A 20,599-nucleotide genomic window follows, 5' to 3' on the forward strand; every position below is an offset into this window, starting at 1 on the left:
GTGAGCCGAATGTCGAGGTTTCTTCGCGGTGATGTTGGGTGCATCAGTCGAGCGTCAAGCGGTCGGGCCGCGGTAACGGTCCGGCTTTCAAATTGGCGGAAAGTCTCGTGATAGAGCCGTCAGCCATCGTGACCCTGTGGTCAGCGGCGGCATTATACATAGGTAGCTGGCGATCTGCCGACGGTTCATAGACTTCCGTACACGTCCATTGGTCTAAACGTCGCAGGCCGCGGGGCTGGACTATGCTCAAGTTTGGCGCTTTTCCCTTGGTTTTCAGGCTTGTACGCGGCGAACTCGGTTTATTTGCCGAGGACGGGCCGAACGTAGGGTTTGCGTGCCGATACAACTGGGGTACGCTCGAACGCAGCCAGATGTTCAATCCAAGCAATGGAGTTCAGCATGGGGTATCAAAAGATTCAGGTTCCAGCCGTCGGTGACAAAATCACCGTCAATGCAGACCATTCTCTTAATGTTCCCGACAATCCGATCATCCCTTTCATTGAAGGTGACGGCATTGGCGTTGATATCAGTCCGGTCATGATCAAGGTTGTCGACGCCGCGGTCGAGAAGGCTTATGGCGGCAAGCGCAAGATTTCCTGGATGGAAGTCTATGCCGGTGAAAAAGCCACCCAGGTCTACGACCAGGACACCTGGCTTCCCCAGGAAACCCTGGACGCGGTCAAGGACTACGTGGTTTCCATCAAGGGCCCGCTGACCACGCCGGTCGGTGGCGGTATCCGCTCGTTGAACGTCGCGCTGCGCCAGCAGCTGGACCTGTATGTCTGCCTGCGCCCGGTGCGCTGGTTCGAGGGTGTGCCAAGCCCGGTGAAGAAGCCTGGCGATGTCGACATGACAATCTTCCGCGAGAACTCCGAAGACATCTATGCAGGCATCGAATGGAAGGCCGGTTCGGCCGAGGCCACCAAGGTCATCAAGTTCCTCAAGGAGGAAATGGGTGTCACCAAGATCCGCTTCGACGAAGATTGCGGTATCGGCGTCAAGCCGGTTTCCAAGCAGGGCACCAAACGTCTGGCGCGCAAAGCCTTGCAATATGTTGTCGACAATGACCGCGATTCGCTGACCATCGTGCACAAAGGCAACATCATGAAGTTCACCGAAGGTGCCTTCAAGGAATGGGCCTACGAAGTGGCGGCCGAAGAGTTCGGCGCAACCCTGCTCGACGGCGGGCCCTGGATGCAGTTCAAGAATCCGCGGACCGGCAAGAATGTCGTGGTCAAGGATGCCATCGCCGACGCCATGCTCCAGCAGATCCTGCTGCGCCCGGCCGAGTACGACGTGATCGCAACCCTGAACCTCAACGGCGACTATCTCTCCGACGCCCTGGCGGCCGAAGTGGGCGGTATCGGTATCGCGCCGGGTGCCAACCTGTCGGACACTGTGGCGATGTTCGAGGCCACTCATGGCACCGCGCCCAAATATGCCGGCAAGGACCAGGTCAACCCGGGTTCGCTGATCCTGTCGGCGGAAATGATGCTGCGTCACATGGGCTGGACCGAAGCGGCCGACCTGATCATCAAGGGCACCAACGGCGCGATCTCGGCCAAGACCGTGACCTATGACTTCGAACGCCTGATGGACGGAGCCAAGCTGGTATCGTCTTCCGGCTTTGGTGATGCACTGATTTCGCACATGTAGGCGGATCGTTACGCAACTGAAAACGCCCGGCTCGAGTGATCGATCCGGGCGTTTTGCCTGAGGAGGGGCGGGTGTGTCAGCCTTTTTCGGAGGCGATGACGTGCTCCAGGGCGTTGACGGATTCGGGCGTGGCGTCGGCGTTGTCCTGCGCGACGGGCGTGATGGCGATCGCGTGTACGCCCTTGGGACCCTGGATCATGCTGAACGACACGGTTTGCCCGGCCTTCAAGGTCTTGTAGCCGTCCATCAGGATCGCCGAGTAGTGAGCGAACAGGTCTTCCTTATTCGGATCGCCATCGCGATTGATAAACCCGAAGCCCTTGGAGTTGTTGAACCATTTGACCTTGCCCTTGAATGTCATCCCGGTACCCGGCATACCAATATCCCTCTGCAACACACCCCGCCATGGGAGTATCATCCTGATCATCCGCCGTCGATCGCCGAAATCGGATTGACTTCACGGACCTTTTTAACCCACGGTGGGCTCTATTGGTTGTAACACCGATTTGCCGATAGTCAAGGTGATCGGGCAGTAGCGGTTGAAATCGCCTGCAAGCGGCCCCATCACTGTATTCGCCAACTAAACGAACCTTTCTTTCCATGCATGCAATCAGCCAGATTCGACTAACATTCAATCAGGATCGCCCGGATCTACATGACGACGATTCAGCGGGTATTGCTGTTCAGGAATCAAAGCCCGCTTTACAGGCTCCACCGATGTACAAGGTGGTTTTGTTCAACGATGACTACACACCGATGGATTTCGTCGTCGAAGTGCTCGAGGTGTTTTTTAACCTGAATCGCGAGCTGGCGACCAAGGTCATGCTGGCCGTCCATACAGAGGGACGGGCAGTATGTGGAGTGTTTACCCGCGACATCGCCGAGACAAAGGCCATGCAGGTCAACCAGTACGCCCGGGAAAGCCAGCATCCGCTACTCTGTGAAATCGAGAAGGACGGTTAACGCCGACCACTTGGGTATGAGGTGAAGCTATGTTAAACCGCGAGCTCGAAGTCACCCTCAATCTTGCCTTCAAGGAGGCTCGTTCGAAGCGTCATGAATTCATGACCGTCGAACACCTGCTGCTGGCCCTATTGGATAATGAGGCTGCCGCCACCGTTTTGCGTGCCTGCGGCGCAAACCTCGATAAACTCAAGCATGATCTGCAGGAGTTCATCGACTCCACCACGCCATTGATCCCCGTTCATGACGAGGATCGCGAAACCCAGCCAACCCTGGGCTTCCAGCGTGTACTGCAGCGTGCTGTCTTTCACGTACAGAGCTCGGGCAAGCGCGAAGTCACCGGCGCCAATGTCCTGGTCGCGATCTTCAGCGAGCAGGAAAGCCAGGCGGTTTTCCTGCTCAAGCAGCAGAGCGTGGCGCGTATCGATGTCGTCAACTACATCGCCCATGGCATTTCCAAAGTGCCCGGGCATGGCGATCATTCCGAGGGTGAGCAGGATATGCAGGACGACGAGGGCGGTGAGTCTTCTTCTTCAGGCAATCCCCTGGATGCCTATGCCAGCAACCTGAACGAACTGGCGCGCCAGGGCCGTATCGACCCGCTGGTCGGGCGCGAGGCGGAAGTCGAGCGCGTGGCGCAGATCCTGGCCCGGCGTCGCAAGAACAATCCGCTGCTGGTAGGCGAGGCGGGCGTGGGCAAGACCGCGATCGCCGAAGGCCTGGCCAAGCGCATCGTCGATAACCAGGTGCCGGACCTGCTGGCCAACAGTGTCGTCTATTCCCTCGACCTGGGTGCCTTGCTGGCCGGTACCAAATACCGCGGCGACTTCGAGAAACGCTTCAAGGCGCTGCTCGGCGAGCTGAAGAAACGGCCGCAGGCGATCCTGTTCATCGACGAGATCCACACCATCATCGGTGCCGGTGCTGCGTCGGGTGGCGTCATGGATGCCTCGAACCTGCTCAAGCCATTGCTGTCTTCGGGTGATATCCGTTGCATCGGCTCGACCACGTTCCAGGAATTCCGCGGCATTTTCGAGAAAGACCGTGCCCTGGCCCGGCGTTTCCAGAAAGTCGACGTCTCGGAGCCGTCGGTGGAAGACACCATCGGCATCCTGCGCGGCCTGAAAGGGCGTTTCGAGCTGCACCACAGCATCGAATACAGCGACGAAGCGTTGCGCGCGGCCGCCGAGCTGGCCTCGCGCTACATCAATGACCGGCATATGCCGGACAAAGCCATCGATGTCATCGACGAGGCGGGTGCCTATCAGCGCCTGCAACCGGTGGAGAATCGCGTCAAGCGCATCGAGGTGCCGCAGGTCGAGGACATCGTCGCGAAGATCGCGCGGATTCCCCCAAAACACGTCACCAGTTCCGACAAGGAGCTGCTGCGTAACCTGGAGCGCGACCTGAAGCTCACGGTGTTCGGCCAGGATGCGGCCATCGACTCGCTGTCGACCGCCATCAAGCTATCGCGTGCAGGTCTCAAGTCGCCAGACAAGCCGGTCGGTTCGTTCCTGTTCGCCGGGCCTACCGGTGTCGGCAAGACCGAGGCGGCACGGCAGTTGGCCAAGGCGATGGGTATCGAGCTGGTGCGCTTCGACATGTCCGAGTACATGGAGCGTCACACCGTATCGCGGCTGATTGGTGCGCCTCCGGGCTATGTCGGGTTCGACCAGGGCGGTCTGCTGACCGAGGCGATCACCAAGCAGCCGCACTGCGTGCTGTTGCTCGATGAAATCGAGAAGGCGCATCCGGAAGTCTTCAACCTGCTGCTGCAGGTCATGGACCACGGTACGCTGACCGACAACAACGGGCGCAAGGCGGATTTCCGCAACGTGATCATCATCATGACCACCAACGCCGGCGCTGAAACCGCCGCGCGCGCTTCGATCGGTTTCACCCATCAGGACCACTCGTCCGATGCGATGGAAGTGATCAAGAAGAGCTTCACGCCTGAGTTCCGTAACCGCCTGGACACCATCATCCAGTTTGGTCGCCTCAGTCATGAAGTCATCAAGAGCGTGGTGGACAAGTTCCTTACCGAACTCCAGGCGCAGCTCGAAGACAAGCGTGTGTTGCTGGAAGTCACCGATGCAGCCCGCAGCTGGCTGGCCGAAGGTGGCTACGATGTGACGATGGGAGCGCGGCCAATGGCTCGCCTGATCCAGGACAAGATCAAGCGTCCACTGGCGGAGGAAATCCTCTTTGGCGAACTGGCCGAGCATGGCGGTGTGGTCCACATCGACATCAAGGATGGCGAGCTGACGTTCGACTTCGAAACCACGGCGGAAATGGCCTGATCGTAAATCGCAATAAGCAAAAGGCGCCGAAAGGCGCCTTTTTGCTATATGCGACACCGTAATCCCATGTGGGAGCGAGCTTGCTCGCGATGGCTGCGGCACATTCGACACCGATGCAAACTGACCCACCGCTATCGCGAGCAAGCTCGCTCCCACAGTGTTTCGGGGCAGCCATCAAATCCCAGGCAAACAAAAACGCCCGACATGAGCCGGGCGTTTTGTATTGACTTGTTAGCGAGCGCGGTAAGTGATGCGCCCTTTGCTCAAGTCATAGGGCGTCAGCTCGACGCGCACTTTGTCACCGGTAAGAATACGAATGTAGTTCTTGCGCATCTTGCCGGAGATATGCGCGGTTACGACGTGCCCATTTTCCAACTCCACACGAAACATGGTGTTGGGCAGGGTGTCGACGACAGTGCCTTCCATTTCGAAGCTGTCTTCTTTCGACATGCAGTAAAGCCCTCGGTATCCAGTGAATGGCCCGGTGCAACTGCGCCAGGCAAAAGCGGCGTGCATTGTGCCCGAAAAAGGGGGGGCAAGCCAAGGGGTTCTTGGGATACTCGACGAGTCGGGTACTTGCATCGGGGCACTCATTGCGAGCGAGCCCTTAGTTCAGGACAACCCACCGCTGATTGATCAGCAATTCAATGGGCCGATATTGGGTCTTGTAGTTCATTTTTTTGCAGTTCTTGATCCAGTAGCCCAAGTACACCGCATCCAGGCCCAGGCGCCGGCATTCGTTGATCTGCCAGAGAATCGCAAAACGCCCCAGGCTGCGTTTTTCTTCGTCGGGCTCATAGAAGGTGTACACCGCCGAAAGCCCATTGGGCAGCAGGTCGGTGACGGCGATGGCGACCAGTCGGTCATCGAGGCGGAACTCGTAGAAGCGCGAGAACGGCAGGTCGCGCACCAGGAACGTCGAGAATTGATCCCGGCTGGGCGGGTACATGTCGCCATCGGCGTGGCGTTGCTCGATATAGCGCTGGTACAGGTCAAAATATTCTTCGGTAAATTGCGGCTTGGCCGGGCGCACCTGCAAGTCGGCGTTGCGCTTGAAAATACGCTTTTGCTGGCGATTGGGTGTGAATCGCGCCACGGGAATGCGCGCCGGAACGCACGCATTGCAGTGCTGGCAATGGGGCCGGTAAAGATGATCGCCACTGCGCCGAAAGCCCATTTCCGACAGGTCTGCGTAGACATGCACATCCATGGGCTGGCTCGGGTCGAGGAACAGGGTCGTGGCCTGTTCCTCCGGCAGATAACTGCAAGAGTGAGGTTGAGTGGCATAGAACTTCAAGCGCGCCAACTCGGTCATGATCAACCCTCGGGATAAAACTTCAATTCAAGTGTAAGCCAGTCGCGCGAATATCGCTCAGCAAAGCCAAGTGGCCTGGTTGGGCTGGTCCAGGTGCGCCTTCAAGTAATCGGCAAACGCTGCGCGGGGAATCGACCGGGCGCCCAGGCTGTGCAGGTGCTCGGTGGGCATCTGGCAGTCAATGAGCACGAAACCCGCTTCCTTGAGATGTTGGACCAGGGTTGCGAAGCCGAATTTCGACGCATTGTCGGCCCGGCTGAACATCGACTCACCGAAAAACAGCTGCCCCATCGCCAGGCCATACAAGCCGCCCACCAACTGGTCCTGGTCCCAGACCTCCACCGAATGGGCGAAGCCACGCCGGTGCAGTTCCAGATAAGCGGTCTGCATGGCGTCGGTGATCCAGGTGCCGTCGGCATAATCGCGGGGTGCGGCGCAGGCCTTGATGACCGCCGCGAAGTCCCGGTCGAACGTCACTTGATAGCGCTGCTTGCGCAACAGCTTGTTCAGGCTACGGGAAACATGCAGTTCGTCGGGAAACAGCACGGTGCGCGGGTCCGGTGACCACCACAGGATCGGCTGTCCTTCCGAGAACCATGGAAAGCAGCCGTGGCGATAGGCCTGGATCAACCGATCGGCGCAAAGGTCTCCGCCGGCGGCCAGCAAGCCATTGGGGTCGCGCATGGCTTTTTCCAGCGGTGGGAAATCCAACGTGTTGCGTTGTAACCAGGTCAGCATCGTTATCCGGACTTGCAGAAGGGGAGGGGAGCGGGCCCTGTCATAGGCCCGCCCTAGAGGTTAACCGTCAAACGGCCGGGATGTCATCGAGATACTTCTCTGCATCCAGCGCGGCCATGCAACCGGCGCCAGCGGAAGTGATGGCCTGGCGATAGACGTGGTCAGCCACGTCGCCGGCGGCAAAAACACCTTCGATGTCAGTGGCGGTGGCATTGCCTTCGCTGCCGCCGCGCACAATCAGGTAGCCGTCGCGCATCTGCAACTGGCCCTGGAACAGATCGGTGTTGGGTTTATGCCCGATGGCGATGAACACCCCGGCCAGGGATAGCGTGCTGGTATCGCCCGTCTCGCTGTGCCGCAGGCGCGCGCCGGTCACGCCGCTGGCGTCACCCAGCACTTCATCCAGGTTCTGGTTCCAGTGCAGGCGAATATTGCCGTTGGCTGCCTTTTCGAAGAGCTTGTCCTGCAATATCTTTTCCGCGCGCAGCTTGTCGCGGCGGTGAATCAGGTGAACTTCCCTGGCGATGTTCGACAGGTACAAGGCTTCTTCAACCGCCGTGTTACCGCCACCGATAACGGCCACCACCTGGTTTCGATAAAAGAAGCCATCGCAGGTCGCGCAGGCGGACACGCCTTTGCCGGCGAAGGTTTCCTCCGAAGGCAGGCCCAGGTATTGAGCCGAGGCGCCGGTTGCGATGATCAATGCGTCGCAGGTATAGGTGCCGCTGTCGCCGACCAGTTCGAACGGTCGCTGTTGCAACTTGGCGGTATGGATATGGTCGTAGACGATCTGCGTGTCGAAGCGCTCGGCGTGCCGCTGCATGCGCTCCATGAGTACGGGGCCGGTCAGGCCTTCGACATCGCCGGGCCAGTTATCGACTTCGACCGTGGTGGTGAGCTGGCCACCGGCCTGTATGCCGGTAATGACAACGGGTTTGAGGTTGGCGCGGGCCGCATAGACAGCCGCGCTGTACCCTGCAGGGCCGGAACCGAGAATGATCAGGCGTGAATGCTTCGCTTCGCTCATAAAAAACACCTCATAAGCCTTTGTCACAAAAGAGAATGCATGCTCAAATTGGCGCCCGATGACCCGTTTCTGGCCAGGTTGTCGCCGGGCGCACGGGCAATGCCTCGGGCAAGACAAACCCGTACAATGCTTGAGTTTTGAACGCAGGACGGGCAAAAGGTCAAATCTTCGGCAACACCTGCGGTTTTCCGGACGCATGCCACAGTGGTAAAACATGCCTCAGTGGTAAAAGTAGTACCGGTTGAGCACATTCACTTTTTTTACCTGCTCCACGTGGGCAGTTTTTATAGTCATTCAACAGATGGACGCGCCATTGGCGCAGGAAAAGAAGCGTTTTGAAGAAATCCACCGCAGCACCCAAGACAGTCGTTCCGCTCTGGCGCCAACAATTGCACTACCGGCTCAAGGAAGGTGCGTTGATCGCCATTGGGGCCTTGTGCCTGTTCCTGATGATGGCCTTGCTGACCTACGGCAAGGACGATCCGGGCTGGAGCCACAACAGCAAGATCGAAGACGTGCAGAATTTCGGCGGGCCGGCCGGTTCCTACAGTGCTGACATCCTGTTCATGGTGCTGGGCTATTTCGCCTATATTTTCCCGCTGCTGCTGGCGATCAAGACTTATCAGATTTTCCGTCAGCGCCATGAGCCCTGGCAGTGGAGCGGCTGGCTGTTCTCCTGGCGCCTGATTGGCCTGGTGTTCCTGGTGTTGTCGGGCGCCGCTCTGGCACATATCCATTTCCACGCACCCACCGGCCTGCCGGCCGGGGCGGGTGGTGCGCTGGGCGAGAGCCTTGGCGACCTGGCGCGCAATGCCCTGAATATCCAGGGCAGCACGCTGCTGTTCATCGCACTGTTCCTCTTCGGCCTGACCGTGTTCACCGACCTGTCCTGGTTCAAGGTCATGGACGTGACCGGCAAGATCACGCTCGACCTCATCGAGTTGATCCAGGGTGCGCTGAACCGCTGGTGGGCGGCGCGCAACGAACGCAAGCAACTGGTGGCGCAACTGCGTGAAGTGGATGATCGGGTCCATGACGTCGTGGCGCCCACCGTTCCGGACAAACGCGAGCAGGCCAAGGTCAAGGAACGCCTGATCGAGCGCGAGCAGGCCCTGAGCAAGCACATGTCCGAGCGCGAAAAGCAGGTGCCGCCGGTCATCACCATGGCCCCGGCCAAGCCGCCGGAGCAGAGCAAGCGCGTGCAGAAGGAAAAACAGGCGCCGCTGTTCGTCGACAGCGCGGTGGAAGGGACCTTGCCGCCGATCTCGATCCTCGATCCTGCCGAAAAGAAACAACTCAATTATTCCCCCGAATCCCTGGCGGCCGTCGGTCACCTGCTGGAGATCAAGCTCAAGGAGTTCGGTGTCGAGGTGTCGGTGGATTCGATCCATCCGGGTCCGGTCATTACCCGTTACGAAATCCAGCCGGCCGCCGGCGTCAAGGTCAGCCGTATCGCCAACCTCGCGAAGGACCTGGCGCGCTCCCTGGCGGTCACCAGCGTGCGGGTGGTGGAAGTGATCCCGGGCAAGACCACCGTGGGCATCGAGATCCCCAACGAGGATCGCCAGATCGTGCGCTTCTCCGAGGTGCTCTCGACCCCCGAGTACGACAATCACAAGTCACCGGTCACCCTGGCCCTGGGCCACGACATCGGTGGCAAGCCGGTCATCACCGACCTGGCGAAGATGCCTCACCTGCTGGTAGCCGGTACCACCGGTTCGGGTAAGTCGGTGGGGGTGAACGCGATGATCCTGTCGATCCTGTTCAAGTCCGGCCCGGAAGACGCCAAGCTGATCATGATCGACCCGAAGATGCTCGAATTGTCGATCTACGAAGGCATCCCGCACCTGCTGTGCCCGGTGGTCACCGACATGAAGGACGCGGCCAACGCCCTGCGCTGGAGCGTTGCCGAGATGGAGCGCCGCTACAAGCTGATGGCGAAGATGGGCGTGCGTAACCTGTCGGGCTTCAACGCCAAGGTCAAGGAGGCCGAGGAAGCCGGCACGCCGTTGAGCGACCCGCTGTACCACCGCGAAAGCATCCACGACGAAGCGCCGCTGTTGCACAAGCTGCCGACCATCGTGGTGGTGGTGGACGAATTCGCCGACATGATGATGATCGTCGGCAAGAAGGTCGAAGAACTGATCGCCCGTATCGCCCAGAAAGCCCGTGCGGCCGGTATTCACCTGATCCTCGCCACCCAACGGCCGTCGGTAGACGTGATCACCGGTCTGATCAAGGCCAACATCCCGACCCGCATGGCGTTCCAGGTGTCGAGCAAGATCGACTCGCGGACCATCATCGACCAGGGCGGCGCCGAGCAATTGCTCGGCCACGGTGACATGCTCTACATGCCGCCCGGCACCAGCCTGCCGATCCGTGTCCACGGTGCGTTCGTCTCCGATGACGAAGTGCACCGCGTGGTCGAAGCCTGGAAGTTGCGTGGCGCGCCTGAATACAACGACGACATCCTCAACGGTGTCGAAGAGGCCGGCAGCGGTTTCGAGGGCGGCAGTGGCGGCGGTGACGACGATGCCGAGACCGATGCGCTTTATGACGAAGCGGTGCAGTTCGTCCTGGAGAGTCGCCGTGCCTCGATTTCCGCCGTACAGCGCAAGCTGAAGATCGGCTACAACCGCGCCGCACGCATGATCGAGGCCATGGAAATGGCCGGGGTCGTGACGGCCATGAACACCAACGGCTCGCGCGAAGTGCTGGCGCCGGGCCCGATGCGCGACTGACAACCCGGGCGGCGTGATGACGCGCCGCTCGCCCCCCACGAATTCATGAGGACTCCCATGCGCCTGATTCGCATGCTGTTGTTGCCCGTATTGGCTTTGTCTACCTTGTCGGCCCATGCCGGCGAGAAAGATGTGGCCCGCCTGACCCAGTTGCTGGGCGGCTCCCAGACCCTGACTGCGCGTTTCTCCCAGCTGACCCTCGACGGCAGCGGCACCCAGTTGCAGGAAACCGCTGGCGACATGGCCCTGCAGCGCCCTGGCCTGTTCTACTGGCACACCGATGCACCCGCCGAACAGCTGATGGTGTCCGATGGCAAGAAAGTCTCCCTGTGGGATCCGGACCTCGAACAAGTGACCATCAAGACCCTCGACCAGCGCCTGACCCAGACGCCGGCGCTGCTGCTCTCCGGCGATATCTCGGAGATCAGCCAGAGCTTCGACATCACCTCCAAGGAGGCCGGTGGCGTGATTGACTTCACTCTCAAGCCGAAGACCAAGGACAGCCTGTTCGACAGCCTGCGCCTGTCGTTCCGCAACGGCCTGGTCAACGACATGCAACTGATCGACAGTGTCGGCCAGCGCACCAACATCCTGTTCACAGGGGTCAAGGCCAACGAGCCGATCGCCGCGTCCAAGTTCAAGTTCGACATCCCCAAGGGTGCGGATGTGATCCAGGAATAAAGGCAAGCCCCCCTGTGGGAGCGAGCTTGCTCGCGATGGCGTCATATCAGTCAACATTGATATTGAATGTAATGCCGCTATCGCGAGCAAGCTCGCTCCCACAGGGGGCGGTGTTCAACAGGACCCAGTGGAGGTTGCATAAGCAGTGATGGACCTGTTTCGAAGCGCCCCGATTGCCCAGCCATTGGCCGCCCGCCTGCGGGCCACCAACCTGGATGAGTACGTCGGCCAGGAACATGTGCTCGCCCGCGGCAAGCCCCTGCGCGAAGCCCTGGAGCAGGGCGCCCTGCATTCGATGATCTTCTGGGGCCCGCCGGGGGTCGGCAAGACCACCCTGGCGCGGTTGCTGGCGGAAGTCTCGGACGCGCATTTCGAAACGGTGTCGGCCGTGCTGGCCGGGGTCAAGGAGATTCGCCAGGCGGTGGAAATCGCCAAGCAGCAGGCCGGCCAGTACGGCAAGCGCACCATCCTGTTCGTCGATGAAGTGCATCGCTTCAACAAGTCGCAGCAGGACGCCTTCTTGCCCTATGTCGAAGACGGCACGCTGATTTTCATCGGTGCCACCACCGAGAACCCTTCGTTCGAACTCAACAACGCCTTGCTGTCCCGCGCGCGGGTCTACGTGCTCAAGAGCCTCGACGAGGCGGCGATGCGCAAGCTGGTGCATCGCGCGCTCACCGAAGAGCGCGGCCTGGGCAAGCGCCACCTGAGCCTCAGCGACGAAGGTTTCCAGATATTGTTCAGCGCTGCCGACGGCGATGGCCGGCGCCTGCTCAACCTGCTGGAAAACGCCTCGGACCTGGCCGAAGACGACAGCGAGATCGGTGTCGAGCTGCTGCAAAGCCTGCTGGGCGATACCCGGCGCCGCTTCGACAAGGGCGGCGAGGCGTTCTACGACCAGATTTCGGCGCTGCACAAGTCGGTGCGCGGCTCCAACCCGGACGGCGCGTTGTACTGGTTTGCGCGAATGATCGATGGCGGTTGTGATCCGCTGTACCTCGCACGCCGTGTAGTACGCATGGCCAGCGAAGACATCGGTAATGCCGATCCGCGCGCGCTGAGCCTGTGCCTGGCAGCCTGGGACGTGCAGGAACGCCTCGGCAGTCCGGAAGGCGAGCTCGCCGTGGCCCAGGCCATTACCTACCTGGCCTGCGCGCCGAAAAGCAACGCCGTCTACATGGGCTTCAAGGCGGCGATGCGCAGCGCCGCCGAGCACGGCTCCCTCGAAGTGCCGTTGCACCTGCGCAACGCGCCGACCAAGCTCATGAAACAGTTGGGCTACGGCGAGGAATACCGTTACGCCCATGACGAGCCTGACGCTTACGCCGCCGGCGAAGACTATTTTCCCGAGGAACTCGACCCCCAACGGTTCTATCAGCCGGTGCCCCGTGGCCTGGAGCTGAAGATCGGCGAGAAGCTCAACCACTTGGCGCAATTGGACCGATTGAGTCCACGGCAGCGGAGAAAACCGTGATCCCCTTGATTCTTGCAGTCTCCGCCGGCGGCGTTGCCGGTACGTTGTTGCGTTTCGCCACGGGCAACTGGATCAGTGCAAATTGGCCGCGGCACTTCTATACCGCGACGCTGGCCGTTAATATCGTGGGCTGTCTGCTGATCGGCGTTCTTTACGGCCTGTTCCTGATTCGTCCCGAAGTGCCCATCGAGGTGCGCGCGGGGTTGATGGTCGGCTTTCTTGGCGGCCTGACGACTTTTTCATCCTTTTCACTGGATACGGTGCGCCTGCTGGAAAGCGGGCAGGTGCCGCTGGCCCTGGGCTATGCGGCCATCAGCGTGTTCGGCGGGCTGCTCGCCACCTGGGCCGGCCTGTCCCTGACCAAACTTTGATAACGAGAGACCGACATGCTCGATTCCAAACTGTTACGTAGCAACCTTCAGGACGTAGCGGACCGCCTGGCATCCCGTGGCTTTGCCCTGGATGTCGCGCGCATCGAAGCGCTGGAAGAACAGCGCAAGACCGTCCAGACCCGCACCGAAGCCCTGCAGGCTGAACGTAACGCGCGCTCCAAGTCCATCGGTCAGGCCAAGCAGCGCGGCGAAGACATCGCGCCGCTGATGGCCGATGTCGAGCGCATGGCGGGCGAGTTGAGTGCCGGCAAGACCGAACTGGACGCGATCCAGAGCGAGCTGGATTCGATCCTGCTGGGCATCCCGAACCTGCCCCACGAATCGGTGCCGGTGGGCGAGGACGAAGACGGCAACGTCGAAGTGCGCCGCTGGGGCACGCCGAAAGCCTTTGATTTTCCGGTGCAGGACCACGTCGCCCTGGGCGAGAAATTCGGTTGGCTGGACTTCGAAACCGCCGCCAAGCTGTCGGGCGCGCGTTTCGCCCTGCTGCGCGGGCCGATCGCCCGTCTGCATCGCGCACTGGCGCAGTTCATGATCAACCTGCACGTCACCGAGCACGGCTACGAAGAGGCCTACACGCCATACCTGGTCCAGGCACCGGCGCTGCAAGGCACCGGTCAGTTGCCGAAGTTCGAGGAAGACCTGTTCAAGATCGCTCGCGACGGCGAAGCCGATCTGTACCTGATCCCGACCGCCGAAGTCTCGCTGACCAACATCGTTGCCGGCGAAATCGTCGATGCCAGGCAACTGCCGATCAAGTTTGTCGCCCACACGCCGTGCTTCCGCAGTGAAGCCGGCGCATCGGGCCGTGACACTCGCGGCATGATCCGCCAGCACCAGTTCGACAAGGTCGAGATGGTGCAGATCGTCGAGCCGTCGAAATCCATGGAAGCCCTGGAAAGCCTGACCGCCAACGCCGAGAAGGTCCTGCAACTGCTCGAGCTGCCGTATCGCACCCTGGCGCTGTGCACCGGCGACATGGGCTTCAGCGCGGTCAAGACTTACGATCTGGAAGTCTGGATCCCGAGCCAGGACAAGTACCGCGAGATTTCGTCGTGCTCCAACTGCGGTGACTTCCAGGCCCGCCGCATGCAGGCGCGTTTCCGCAACCCGGAAACCGGCAAGCCGGAACTGGTCCATACCCTCAACGGCTCCGGCCTGGCGGTGGGTCGTACGCTGGTCGCCGTGTTGGAAAACTATCAGCAGGCCGACGGTTCGATCCGGGTGCCTGAAGTGCTGAAGCCGTACATGGGCGGCATTGAGGTCATCGGCTAAATGGACTATCTGCCACTGTTCCACAACCTGCGCGGCAGCCGCGTGCTGGTGGTCGGCGGCGGCGAGATTGCCTTGCGCAAGTCTCGCTTGCTGGCGGATGCCGGTGCGCTGCTGCGGGTGGTCGCACCCGACATCGAACCGCAGTTGCGGGAACTGGTCAGTGGCAGCGGCGGCGAATGCGTGCTGCGTGGCTACGTCGAAGCGGATATGGACGGCTGCGGCCTGGTCATTGCCGCCACCGACGACGAGCCGCTCAATGCCCAGGTTTCGGCCGACGCCCATAAGCGCTGCGTGCCGGTCAACGTGGTGGACGCGCCCGCGCTGTGCAGCGTGATCTTCCCGGCGATCGTCGACCGCTCGCCGCTGGTTATTGCGGTGTCCAGCGGCGGCGACGCGCCGGTGCTGGCACGGCTGATCCGCGCCAAGCTGGAAACCTGGATTCCATCGACCTACGGGCAACTGGCCGGCCTGGCGGCGCGCTTTCGCAATCAGGTCAAGCAACTGTTTCCCGATGTGCAGCAACGGCGGGCATTCTGGGAAGAGGTTTTCCAGGGCCCGATCGCCGACCGTCAACTGGCCGGGCAGGGCGCCGAGGCCGAGCGGCTGCTGCGCGAGAAGATCGACGGCCAGGCGCCAAACGCGCCGGGCGAAGTCTATCTGGTAGGCGCGGGGCCGGGTGACCCGGACCTGCTGACCTTCCGCGCGTTGCGCCTGATGCAGCAGGCGGACGTGGTGCTTTACGACCGTCTGGTGGCCCCGGCGATTATCGAGCTGTGCCGGCGCGACGCCGAGCGGGTTTACGTCGGCAAGCGCCGGTCCGAGCACGCGGTACCCCAGGACCAGATCAACCAGCAATTGGTCGACCTGGCCCGGCAGGGCAAGCGTGTGGTGCGGTTGAAGGGCGGCGATCCGTTCATCTTCGGTCGTGGCGGCGAAGAAATCGAAGAACTGGCGGCCCATGGCATCCCGTTCCAGGTGGTCCCTGGCATTACGGCGGCCAGTGGTTGCGCGGCTTACGCCGGGATCCCGCTGACCCATCGCGACTACGCCCAGTCGGTGCGTTTCATCACCGGCCATCTCAAGGACGGCAGCAGCGATCTGCCCTGGGCGGACCTGGTATCGCCAGCGCAGACGCTGGTGTTCTACATGGGCCTGGTGGGGCTGCCGGTGATTTGCAACGAATTGATCAAGCACGGTCGCGCGGCGGACACGCCAGCGGCGCTCATCCAGCAAGGCACGACTTCAAACCAGCGGGTGTTTACCGGTACCTTGGCGGACCTACCGCGGCTGGTGGCCGAGCACGAGGTGCATGCGCCGACACTGGTGATCGTCGGGGAAGTGGTGCAGTTGCGCGAGAAGCTGGCTTGGTTTGAAGGGGCTCAGGGGCAGGTCTGAAGACCGCGCCGCGCCCTTCGCGAGCAGGCTCGCTCCCACAGGGATGAGTGTAACCATTGTGTTTCAACACTGATCAACTGTGGGAGCGAGCCTGCTCGCGAAGAGGCCCTCAACGATTACACAGATTCCAGATCAATCCCGCGCTCCGCGCCAGATCCCTTTCCCACCCAACCTCCCTCGATCATGCGCCACCATGAAGTCCTGCTTCGGCCCCTTGGGCACGATCCCATTGGGGTTGATGGTCTTGTGGCTGCCGTAGTAATGCCCCTGGATATGGGTGAAATCCACTGTCTCGGCAATGCCCGGCCACTGATACATCTCCCGCAGCCAGTTCGACAGGTTCGGATAATCGGCGATGCGTCGCAGGTTGCATTTGAAGTGACCGAAGTACACCGCGTCGAAACGGATCATCGTCGTGAACAAGCGGATGTCGGCCTCGGTCAGGTACTCGCCAGCCAGGTAGCGGCGGGTGTCGAGCAGAGCCTCCAGGCGGTCCAGCTCGGCAAACAGCTGATCAAAGGCTTCTTCGTAAGCCGTCTGGGTGGTAGCGAAGCCGGCGCGGTAGACGCCGTTGTTCACCGCCGGATAGATGCGCTCGTTCAACCCATCGATTTCGCCGCGCAGGTGCTCTGGATAGAGATCCAGGTCGTTGCCAGTCAAACCATCGAAGGCGCTGTTGAACATGCGGATGATTTCCGCTGACTCGTTGTTGACGATGCGCTGCTGCTGTTTATCCCACAGCGCGGGCACAGTGACACGGCCGGTGTAGTTCGGTGTATCGGCGGTGTAGCGCTGGTGCAGGAAGTCGAAGTGGTCGAGCTTGTCGCCCGTCGAGCCGTGAGCCTGATCGAAGGTCCAGCCGTTTTCCAGCATCAGGTAGCTGACCACTGAAACATCGATCAGCTCTTCCAGGCCCTTGAGCTTGCGCAAGATCAGCGTGCGGTGGGCCCAGGGGCAGGCGAGGGACACATAGAGATGATAACGACCGGCTTCGGCGGCGAAGCCGCTCTCGCCGGAAGGACCGGCGCTGCCGTCGGCGGTTATCCAGTGGCGGCGTTGCGCCTGTTCACGCTGGAAACTGCCGTCCCTGCTTTCATACCACTGGTCCTGCCAGCGGCCCTCGACCAACAAACCCATCTCGATCTCCTCAACCTGGTAAACGTTGGAGAAGAGTCTATGCCGATAGGTTCGAACAAAAAGCGCAAAGGTTGGTCGCTGATGATCGACTAAATCGATCTGTTCCGCGCGTCCCAATACTGCCGGGCTTTGTCGAACGCTTCTTCGCGAGACAAACCCAGGCCGCGCAAGGCCAAAGCCATCGTGGCGATCAACGCCAGTTGCGGGTAGCTGTCCTCGACGTCGCCGCGCCAGACGGCTTTCATATGCTCAGGGTCGAGGCGCTCCGGCTTGACGTGGCGCTGCTCCGACAGGCGTGGCCATTCTTCGTCCCAACTGGCGCCACCGGTGGTGCCGTACAGATGGCTGTCGGCGTCCGGATTGATTTCGATCTCGCCGCCGTCGCCCTTGATCACGATGGCGGTGTCGCCCAGCAACCCGCTGGCCTCGCGATGCACGGCCTGGTAGCCAGGATGGAAGATGCTTTGCAGACCGCAACGCGCGCCCAGTGGGTTGAGGATCCGCGCCAGGGAATGGATCGGCGAGCGCAGGCCGAGAGTGTTGCGCAGGTCGATCATCCGTTGCATCTGCGGCGCCCAGTCCACCAGCGGCATGAAGGCCAGGCCGCCGGTGTCCAGCGCCGTGCCGACCTGTTGCCAGTCGCGGCACAAGGGAACATCCAACAAACCCAGCAACTGTTCGGTGTAGAGCCGACCCGCCGTGTGGGCACCGCCGCCGTGCATGAAGATCCGCACGCCGTTCTGTCCCAGGCATTTGGCCGCCAGCAGATACCACGGCAGGTGGCGCTTCTTCCCGGCGTAGGTCGGCCAGTCGAGGTCTACCGCCAGTTGTGGAACCACCAGGCGTTGACGCAGGGCGTCGGTGAAGCCGGCCATTTCCTCGGCGCTTTCTTCCTTGTGCCGCAACAGCATCAGGAAGGCGCCGAGCTGGGTCTCTTCGACCTGCTCATCAAGCACCATGCCCATGGCCTCGCGGGCTTCTTCACGGGTGAGGTTGCGGGCGCCACGCTTGCCTTTGCCAAGGATGCGCACGAATTGGGCGAACGGATGTTCGGCCGGGGTCTCGAGGGTCAGCGAAGGAAAGTCGGTCATAAGCAATTCGTCGGTTTGGGCAGGCCCGCCAGCTTGGCGGCGAGTTTGGCGGGAGTGCCTTTGAACAATCGGTTCAGGTGCAGGCTGTTGCCCTTGTCCGCGCCGAGTTTCAGCGCGGTGTACTTGATCAGCGGCCGAGTGGCGGGGGACAGCTGGAATTCATCGTGGAAGGCCCGGAGCAGTTCGAGGATTTCCCAGTGCTCGGGGCTCAGCTCGATGTCTTCGGCGGCGGCCAGGGCTGTGGCCACTTCCGTTGACCAGTCATTGAGATCGGCCAGGTAGCCGTCCTTGTCCAGCGCGATGCTGCGCGCGCCCACGGTCAGCACGTTCATAGCCAGGAGTTGACCTTGTCATGCTCGATTGAAAGCTCGACGAAGGCCGGATAATCGATGGCTTCGGCCCAGTCCGGAATGTCCAGGGCACGGCCCTGGGCGTCTTCGGCAAGGACGAACACCTTGCGAGCGGCGGCCTGGAGTGCAGCGAACGGTTCGGTGCCAGGTTGCAGCGCGTAAGTCGCGTCGCCGCACAGCAGCAGCGCATCCTGGCTCCCCAGTATCCGCAGGCAACGGGCGAGGCGGTTATCACCGAACGGCGAGTGGGACAACACATGCAAAGTCGACATCAGAGGGTGATCACCTGGTCGTAACGGTCAATGAGCGCGGCGATGTCCGCTGCGCCCAGCACTTTCAAAGCGTCCAGTGCCAGGGCATCGGTGGCGATGCCACGCTCGGCGGCGCTGTCGGCGCAGACAAACAGGTCTTCGACCCCGAACATCGGCAATGCCTGCAAATTGGCGCTCAGGTCTTTTTGCTGGAGGGCCTTGGCGTTTTGCCCGGCGCTGAGCTGGAACACGCCGTCATCGAGAAACAGCAGGCCAATGGGCAGGTCGAACGCACCGCCGGCCAGCACGATGTCCAACGCTTCCCGGGCTCCGGGGCCAGACCACGGAGACTGACGGCTGATGAGCAATAACGACTTGGCCATCATGCGCCTCCAAAACAGATCAAGCGGTCGGCGTCCTGGATCGCATCGTGCAGCTGACCCAGTCCGGAAAGGGCCCAAGGCGCTTCGACGCTGATTGCCGAACGCTGATAGCGCTGGGCCTCTTCGGCGTTGAGCACACCACGGCGCAACGCCGCCGCGATGCAGACGACGCCGTCGAGCTGGTGGTCGCTGACGAAGGTTCGCCATTGCCGGGGCAGATCCTGCTCATCCTGAGGCGTGACGATGCTGTTATCGGCGTTGTAGACGCCGTCCTGGTAGAAAAACAGCCGCACGATCTCATGCCCACCGGCCAGCGCGGCTTGCGCAAACAGCAGGGCGCGGCGCGAGGAGGGCGCATGGGCGGCGGAAAACAGCGCGATGGCGAACTTCATGACAGACCCGATCCGTAAAACTGCGGCCATGATAAAGCTTTATGGGCGTCGGGGCGATTCTCGGAACGGCTGGAGCTTTCGTGGCGAGGGAGCTTGCTCCCGCTGGGCTGCGAAGCGGCCCCTGGATCGTGCTGCTCGGTGTGTCAGGTGAGTTGAGTCGCCTTTTTGGGCCTGCTGCGCAGGCCAGCGGGAGCAAGCTCCCTCGCCACGGGGTTCACTTCAGTCCATGAGACCATGTAACTGGCAGTACTCAGCCCATTCCATTCCCGCCATCTCCGCGACTTCCCTGTGCACTTCCATGCGCTGGGCCTGGTAGTCCTCGGCGGAGGCCGCCGTCAGCGACAGCGTCAGCTCCCAGGCAAACAGACCCAGGCGCTCGGCCTCGGCTTCGAACGCCTCATGCAAGCGCTCGGCGCGATACTGCGCAGCGGTTTCGCCCTTGGCCTGGGCCAGCAGGGGGTTGAGGTTGTCCAGCTCGACACGCAACTGCGGGCGTTCGTCGAGAAAGATCTCCAGGGCTCGTTCGTGCTGCTGTCCGGTTGCCGCCATGGTTGCTCCTTGAGTCAATGTCCCGACAGGTTGCGTGAATCGATAGCCATTGTCGCGGGCAAATTTCAGTAAAGCCGCACGTAGGCGCGGATCGCAGTGCTAAAGTCGGTTTTTTTCTCGATGAGTGAACACGATGCGAATGCTGATGGTGGCCGTGGCCGCAACCCTGCTGGCCGGCTGCGCGGGTTCGGCGATGGAACAGGCCCGGACCCAAGCTCCCTACAAGACCCTGGCCTCGGACAAGCCGGAGCAGAATGTCGCCCAATGCGTGAAGTTCGCCTGGGAAGACGAAGCGGTGTTCGGCGTCGATGCCGGTGCCTACCTGCAACCCGGCAAGCAGGGTGGCTCGACGGTGTACACCCGCTCGGCCGAATCGTTTGTCGATATACAAGCCAGTGCCACCGGCACGGTGTTGAAGTATTACGCCAAGCAGGATGATTTTGTCGCCAAGCGCCGGTTGGCGGCGTTGGCGACTTGCCTCTGAACACC

At 61.3% G+C, this 20,599-nt stretch carries 22 protein-coding genes; 10 read left to right on the plus strand and 12 right to left on the minus strand.

Features of this window, described 5'->3' with window-relative positions; genetic code table 11:
- Window positions 1–399 precede the first annotated feature (399 nt).
- Window positions 400–1,656, plus strand: coding sequence for an NADP-dependent isocitrate dehydrogenase (gene icd / locus J3P91_RS09945; RefSeq protein ID WP_305495545.1), 1,257 nt, complete (start codon window positions 400–402; stop codon window positions 1,654–1,656).
- A 76-nt stretch (window positions 1,657–1,732) separates the two neighbouring features.
- Here the strand turns inward: icd and J3P91_RS09950 are convergent, their stop codons facing one another.
- Window positions 1,733–2,032 (minus strand): cold shock domain-containing protein, encoded by a 300-nt coding sequence (locus J3P91_RS09950; protein WP_434603722.1) that lies wholly within the window; start codon window positions 2,030–2,032, stop codon window positions 1,733–1,735.
- A gap of 224 nt (window positions 2,033–2,256) precedes the next feature.
- On the opposite strand from J3P91_RS09950, the gene clpS reads away from it, so the two are divergent.
- Window positions 2,257–2,619: an ATP-dependent Clp protease adapter ClpS gene (gene clpS / locus J3P91_RS09955; RefSeq protein WP_305495541.1), complete on the plus strand. Its 363-nt coding sequence runs from the start codon at window positions 2,257–2,259 to the stop codon at window positions 2,617–2,619.
- 29 nt (window positions 2,620–2,648) lie between these two features.
- On the plus strand, window positions 2,649–4,919 hold the full coding sequence (clpA, locus tag J3P91_RS09960) for an ATP-dependent Clp protease ATP-binding subunit ClpA (protein WP_434603725.1): 2,271 nt from the start codon (window positions 2,649–2,651) through the stop codon (window positions 4,917–4,919).
- 231 nt (window positions 4,920–5,150) lie between these two features.
- Here the strand turns inward: clpA and infA are convergent, their stop codons facing one another.
- The 4 genes from infA to trxB all read right to left on the minus strand — a co-directional run bounded on the left by infA (window position 5,151) and on the right by trxB (window position 7,999).
- Entirely contained in the window at window positions 5,151–5,369 is a 219-nt protein-coding gene (gene infA, locus J3P91_RS09965; protein WP_002553999.1) for a translation initiation factor IF-1, read from the minus strand.
- 157 nt (window positions 5,370–5,526) lie between these two features.
- Window positions 5,527–6,234 carry an arginyltransferase gene (locus tag J3P91_RS09970; RefSeq protein ID WP_434569013.1) on the minus strand — a complete coding sequence of 236 codons (708 nt, stop codon included), beginning with the start codon at window positions 6,232–6,234 and terminating at the stop codon, window positions 5,527–5,529.
- Window positions 6,235–6,291: 57 nt separating this feature from the next.
- Window positions 6,292–6,972 carry a leucyl/phenylalanyl-tRNA--protein transferase gene (aat, locus tag J3P91_RS09975; RefSeq protein WP_434603728.1) on the minus strand — a complete coding sequence of 227 codons (681 nt, stop codon included), beginning with the start codon at window positions 6,970–6,972 and terminating at the stop codon, window positions 6,292–6,294.
- A 67-nt stretch (window positions 6,973–7,039) separates the two neighbouring features.
- On the minus strand, window positions 7,040–7,999 hold the full coding sequence (trxB, locus tag J3P91_RS09980) for a thioredoxin-disulfide reductase (protein WP_434603730.1): 960 nt from the start codon (window positions 7,997–7,999) through the stop codon (window positions 7,040–7,042).
- Between the two features lie 335 nt (window positions 8,000–8,334).
- On the opposite strand from trxB, the gene J3P91_RS09985 reads away from it, so the two are divergent.
- The 6 genes from J3P91_RS09985 (at window position 8,335) to cysG (ending at window position 15,957) form a co-directional block, all read left to right on the plus strand.
- Window positions 8,335–10,740 (plus strand): DNA translocase FtsK, encoded by a 2,406-nt coding sequence (locus J3P91_RS09985; RefSeq protein WP_434603733.1) that lies wholly within the window; start codon window positions 8,335–8,337, stop codon window positions 10,738–10,740.
- A gap of 57 nt (window positions 10,741–10,797) precedes the next feature.
- Entirely contained in the window at window positions 10,798–11,421 is a 624-nt protein-coding gene (gene lolA / locus J3P91_RS09990; RefSeq protein ID WP_186710180.1) for an outer membrane lipoprotein chaperone LolA, read from the plus strand.
- Between the two features lie 148 nt (window positions 11,422–11,569).
- Window positions 11,570–12,895: a replication-associated recombination protein A gene (locus J3P91_RS09995; RefSeq protein WP_434603736.1), complete on the plus strand. Its 1,326-nt coding sequence runs from the start codon at window positions 11,570–11,572 to the stop codon at window positions 12,893–12,895.
- A complete protein-coding gene (gene crcB, locus J3P91_RS10000; RefSeq protein ID WP_207961507.1) occupies window positions 12,892–13,266 on the plus strand; it encodes a fluoride efflux transporter CrcB in 375 nt (124 codons plus the stop codon). The genes J3P91_RS09995 and crcB overlap by 4 nt, the downstream gene beginning before the upstream one ends.
- Before the next feature lie 15 nt (window positions 13,267–13,281).
- On the plus strand, window positions 13,282–14,562 hold the full coding sequence (serS, locus tag J3P91_RS10005) for a serine--tRNA ligase (protein ID WP_434569008.1): 1,281 nt from the start codon (window positions 13,282–13,284) through the stop codon (window positions 14,560–14,562).
- Window positions 14,563–15,957 (plus strand): siroheme synthase CysG, encoded by a 1,395-nt coding sequence (gene cysG, locus J3P91_RS10010; protein WP_434603739.1) that lies wholly within the window; start codon window positions 14,563–14,565, stop codon window positions 15,955–15,957.
- A 132-nt stretch (window positions 15,958–16,089) separates the two neighbouring features.
- On the opposite strand, the gene J3P91_RS10015 is transcribed toward cysG, so the two are convergent.
- From J3P91_RS10015 to J3P91_RS10045, 7 genes are all read right to left on the minus strand, one after another.
- Window positions 16,090–17,094 carry a glutathione S-transferase family protein gene (locus J3P91_RS10015; RefSeq protein WP_434603742.1) on the minus strand — a complete coding sequence of 335 codons (1,005 nt, stop codon included), beginning with the start codon at window positions 17,092–17,094 and terminating at the stop codon, window positions 16,090–16,092.
- A gap of 89 nt (window positions 17,095–17,183) precedes the next feature.
- Window positions 17,184–18,185: a glycosyl transferase family protein gene (locus tag J3P91_RS10020; protein ID WP_434603745.1), complete on the minus strand. Its 1,002-nt coding sequence runs from the start codon at window positions 18,183–18,185 to the stop codon at window positions 17,184–17,186.
- A complete protein-coding gene (locus J3P91_RS10025; protein ID WP_305495521.1) occupies window positions 18,182–18,517 on the minus strand; it encodes a TusE/DsrC/DsvC family sulfur relay protein in 336 nt (111 codons plus the stop codon). Before J3P91_RS10025 ends, J3P91_RS10020 begins: the two co-directional genes overlap by 4 nt.
- Window positions 18,514–18,807, minus strand: a complete 294-nt coding sequence (tusB, locus tag J3P91_RS10030; protein WP_434603748.1) for a sulfurtransferase complex subunit TusB — start codon at window positions 18,805–18,807, stop codon at window positions 18,514–18,516. Before tusB ends, J3P91_RS10025 begins: the two co-directional genes overlap by 4 nt.
- A complete protein-coding gene (gene tusC, locus J3P91_RS10035; RefSeq protein ID WP_434569003.1) occupies window positions 18,807–19,169 on the minus strand; it encodes a sulfurtransferase complex subunit TusC in 363 nt (120 codons plus the stop codon). The genes tusB and tusC overlap by 1 nt, the downstream gene beginning before the upstream one ends.
- Window positions 19,169–19,561 (minus strand): sulfurtransferase complex subunit TusD, encoded by a 393-nt coding sequence (gene tusD, locus J3P91_RS10040; RefSeq protein ID WP_434603751.1) that lies wholly within the window; start codon window positions 19,559–19,561, stop codon window positions 19,169–19,171. The genes tusC and tusD overlap by 1 nt, the downstream gene beginning before the upstream one ends.
- A gap of 219 nt (window positions 19,562–19,780) precedes the next feature.
- The gene (locus J3P91_RS10045) at window positions 19,781–20,110 is read right to left on the minus strand and encodes a DUF6388 family protein (RefSeq protein WP_434569001.1); all 330 of its coding nucleotides are present in this window, start codon (window positions 20,108–20,110) and stop codon (window positions 19,781–19,783) included.
- Between the two features lie 133 nt (window positions 20,111–20,243).
- On the opposite strand from J3P91_RS10045, the gene J3P91_RS10050 reads away from it, so the two are divergent.
- On the plus strand, window positions 20,244–20,594 hold the full coding sequence (locus tag J3P91_RS10050) for a hypothetical protein (RefSeq protein WP_434603754.1): 351 nt from the start codon (window positions 20,244–20,246) through the stop codon (window positions 20,592–20,594).
- The last annotated feature ends 5 nt before the right edge of the window (window positions 20,595–20,599 follow it).

Source organism: Pseudomonas sp. Z4-7, from assembly GCF_051131965.1.
GTDB lineage: Bacteria > Pseudomonadota > Gammaproteobacteria > Pseudomonadales > Pseudomonadaceae > Aquipseudomonas.

Coding starts and splice junctions, on each gene's coding strand:
- icd (WP_305495545.1), top strand. CDS start 400: ATGGGGTATCAAAAGATTCAGGTTCCAGCCGTCGGTGACAAAATCACC.
- J3P91_RS09950 (WP_434603722.1), bottom strand. CDS start 2,032: ATGCCGGGTACCGGGATGACATTCAAGGGCAAGGTCAAATGGTTCAAC.
- clpS (WP_305495541.1), top strand. CDS start 2,257: ATGCATGCAATCAGCCAGATTCGACTAACATTCAATCAGGATCGCCCG.
- clpA (WP_434603725.1), top strand. CDS start 2,649: ATGTTAAACCGCGAGCTCGAAGTCACCCTCAATCTTGCCTTCAAGGAG.
- infA (WP_002553999.1), bottom strand. CDS start 5,369: ATGTCGAAAGAAGACAGCTTCGAAATGGAAGGCACTGTCGTCGACACC.
- J3P91_RS09970 (WP_434569013.1), bottom strand. CDS start 6,234: ATGACCGAGTTGGCGCGCTTGAAGTTCTATGCCACTCAACCTCACTCT.
- aat (WP_434603728.1), bottom strand. CDS start 6,972: ATGCTGACCTGGTTACAACGCAACACGTTGGATTTCCCACCGCTGGAA.
- trxB (WP_434603730.1), bottom strand. CDS start 7,999: ATGAGCGAAGCGAAGCATTCACGCCTGATCATTCTCGGTTCCGGCCCT.
- lolA (WP_186710180.1), top strand. CDS start 10,798: ATGCGCCTGATTCGCATGCTGTTGTTGCCCGTATTGGCTTTGTCTACC.
- J3P91_RS09995 (WP_434603736.1), top strand. CDS start 11,570: ATGGACCTGTTTCGAAGCGCCCCGATTGCCCAGCCATTGGCCGCCCGC.
- serS (WP_434569008.1), top strand. CDS start 13,282: ATGCTCGATTCCAAACTGTTACGTAGCAACCTTCAGGACGTAGCGGAC.
- cysG (WP_434603739.1), top strand. CDS start 14,563: ATGGACTATCTGCCACTGTTCCACAACCTGCGCGGCAGCCGCGTGCTG.
- J3P91_RS10015 (WP_434603742.1), bottom strand. CDS start 17,094: ATGGGTTTGTTGGTCGAGGGCCGCTGGCAGGACCAGTGGTATGAAAGC.
- J3P91_RS10020 (WP_434603745.1), bottom strand. CDS start 18,185: ATGACCGACTTTCCTTCGCTGACCCTCGAGACCCCGGCCGAACATCCG.
- J3P91_RS10025 (WP_305495521.1), bottom strand. CDS start 18,517: ATGAACGTGCTGACCGTGGGCGCGCGCAGCATCGCGCTGGACAAGGAC.
- tusB (WP_434603748.1), bottom strand. CDS start 18,807: ATGTCGACTTTGCATGTGTTGTCCCACTCGCCGTTCGGTGATAACCGC.
- tusC (WP_434569003.1), bottom strand. CDS start 19,169: ATGGCCAAGTCGTTATTGCTCATCAGCCGTCAGTCTCCGTGGTCTGGC.
- tusD (WP_434603751.1), bottom strand. CDS start 19,561: ATGAAGTTCGCCATCGCGCTGTTTTCCGCCGCCCATGCGCCCTCCTCG.
- J3P91_RS10045 (WP_434569001.1), bottom strand. CDS start 20,110: ATGGCGGCAACCGGACAGCAGCACGAACGAGCCCTGGAGATCTTTCTC.
- J3P91_RS10050 (WP_434603754.1), top strand. CDS start 20,244: ATGCGAATGCTGATGGTGGCCGTGGCCGCAACCCTGCTGGCCGGCTGC.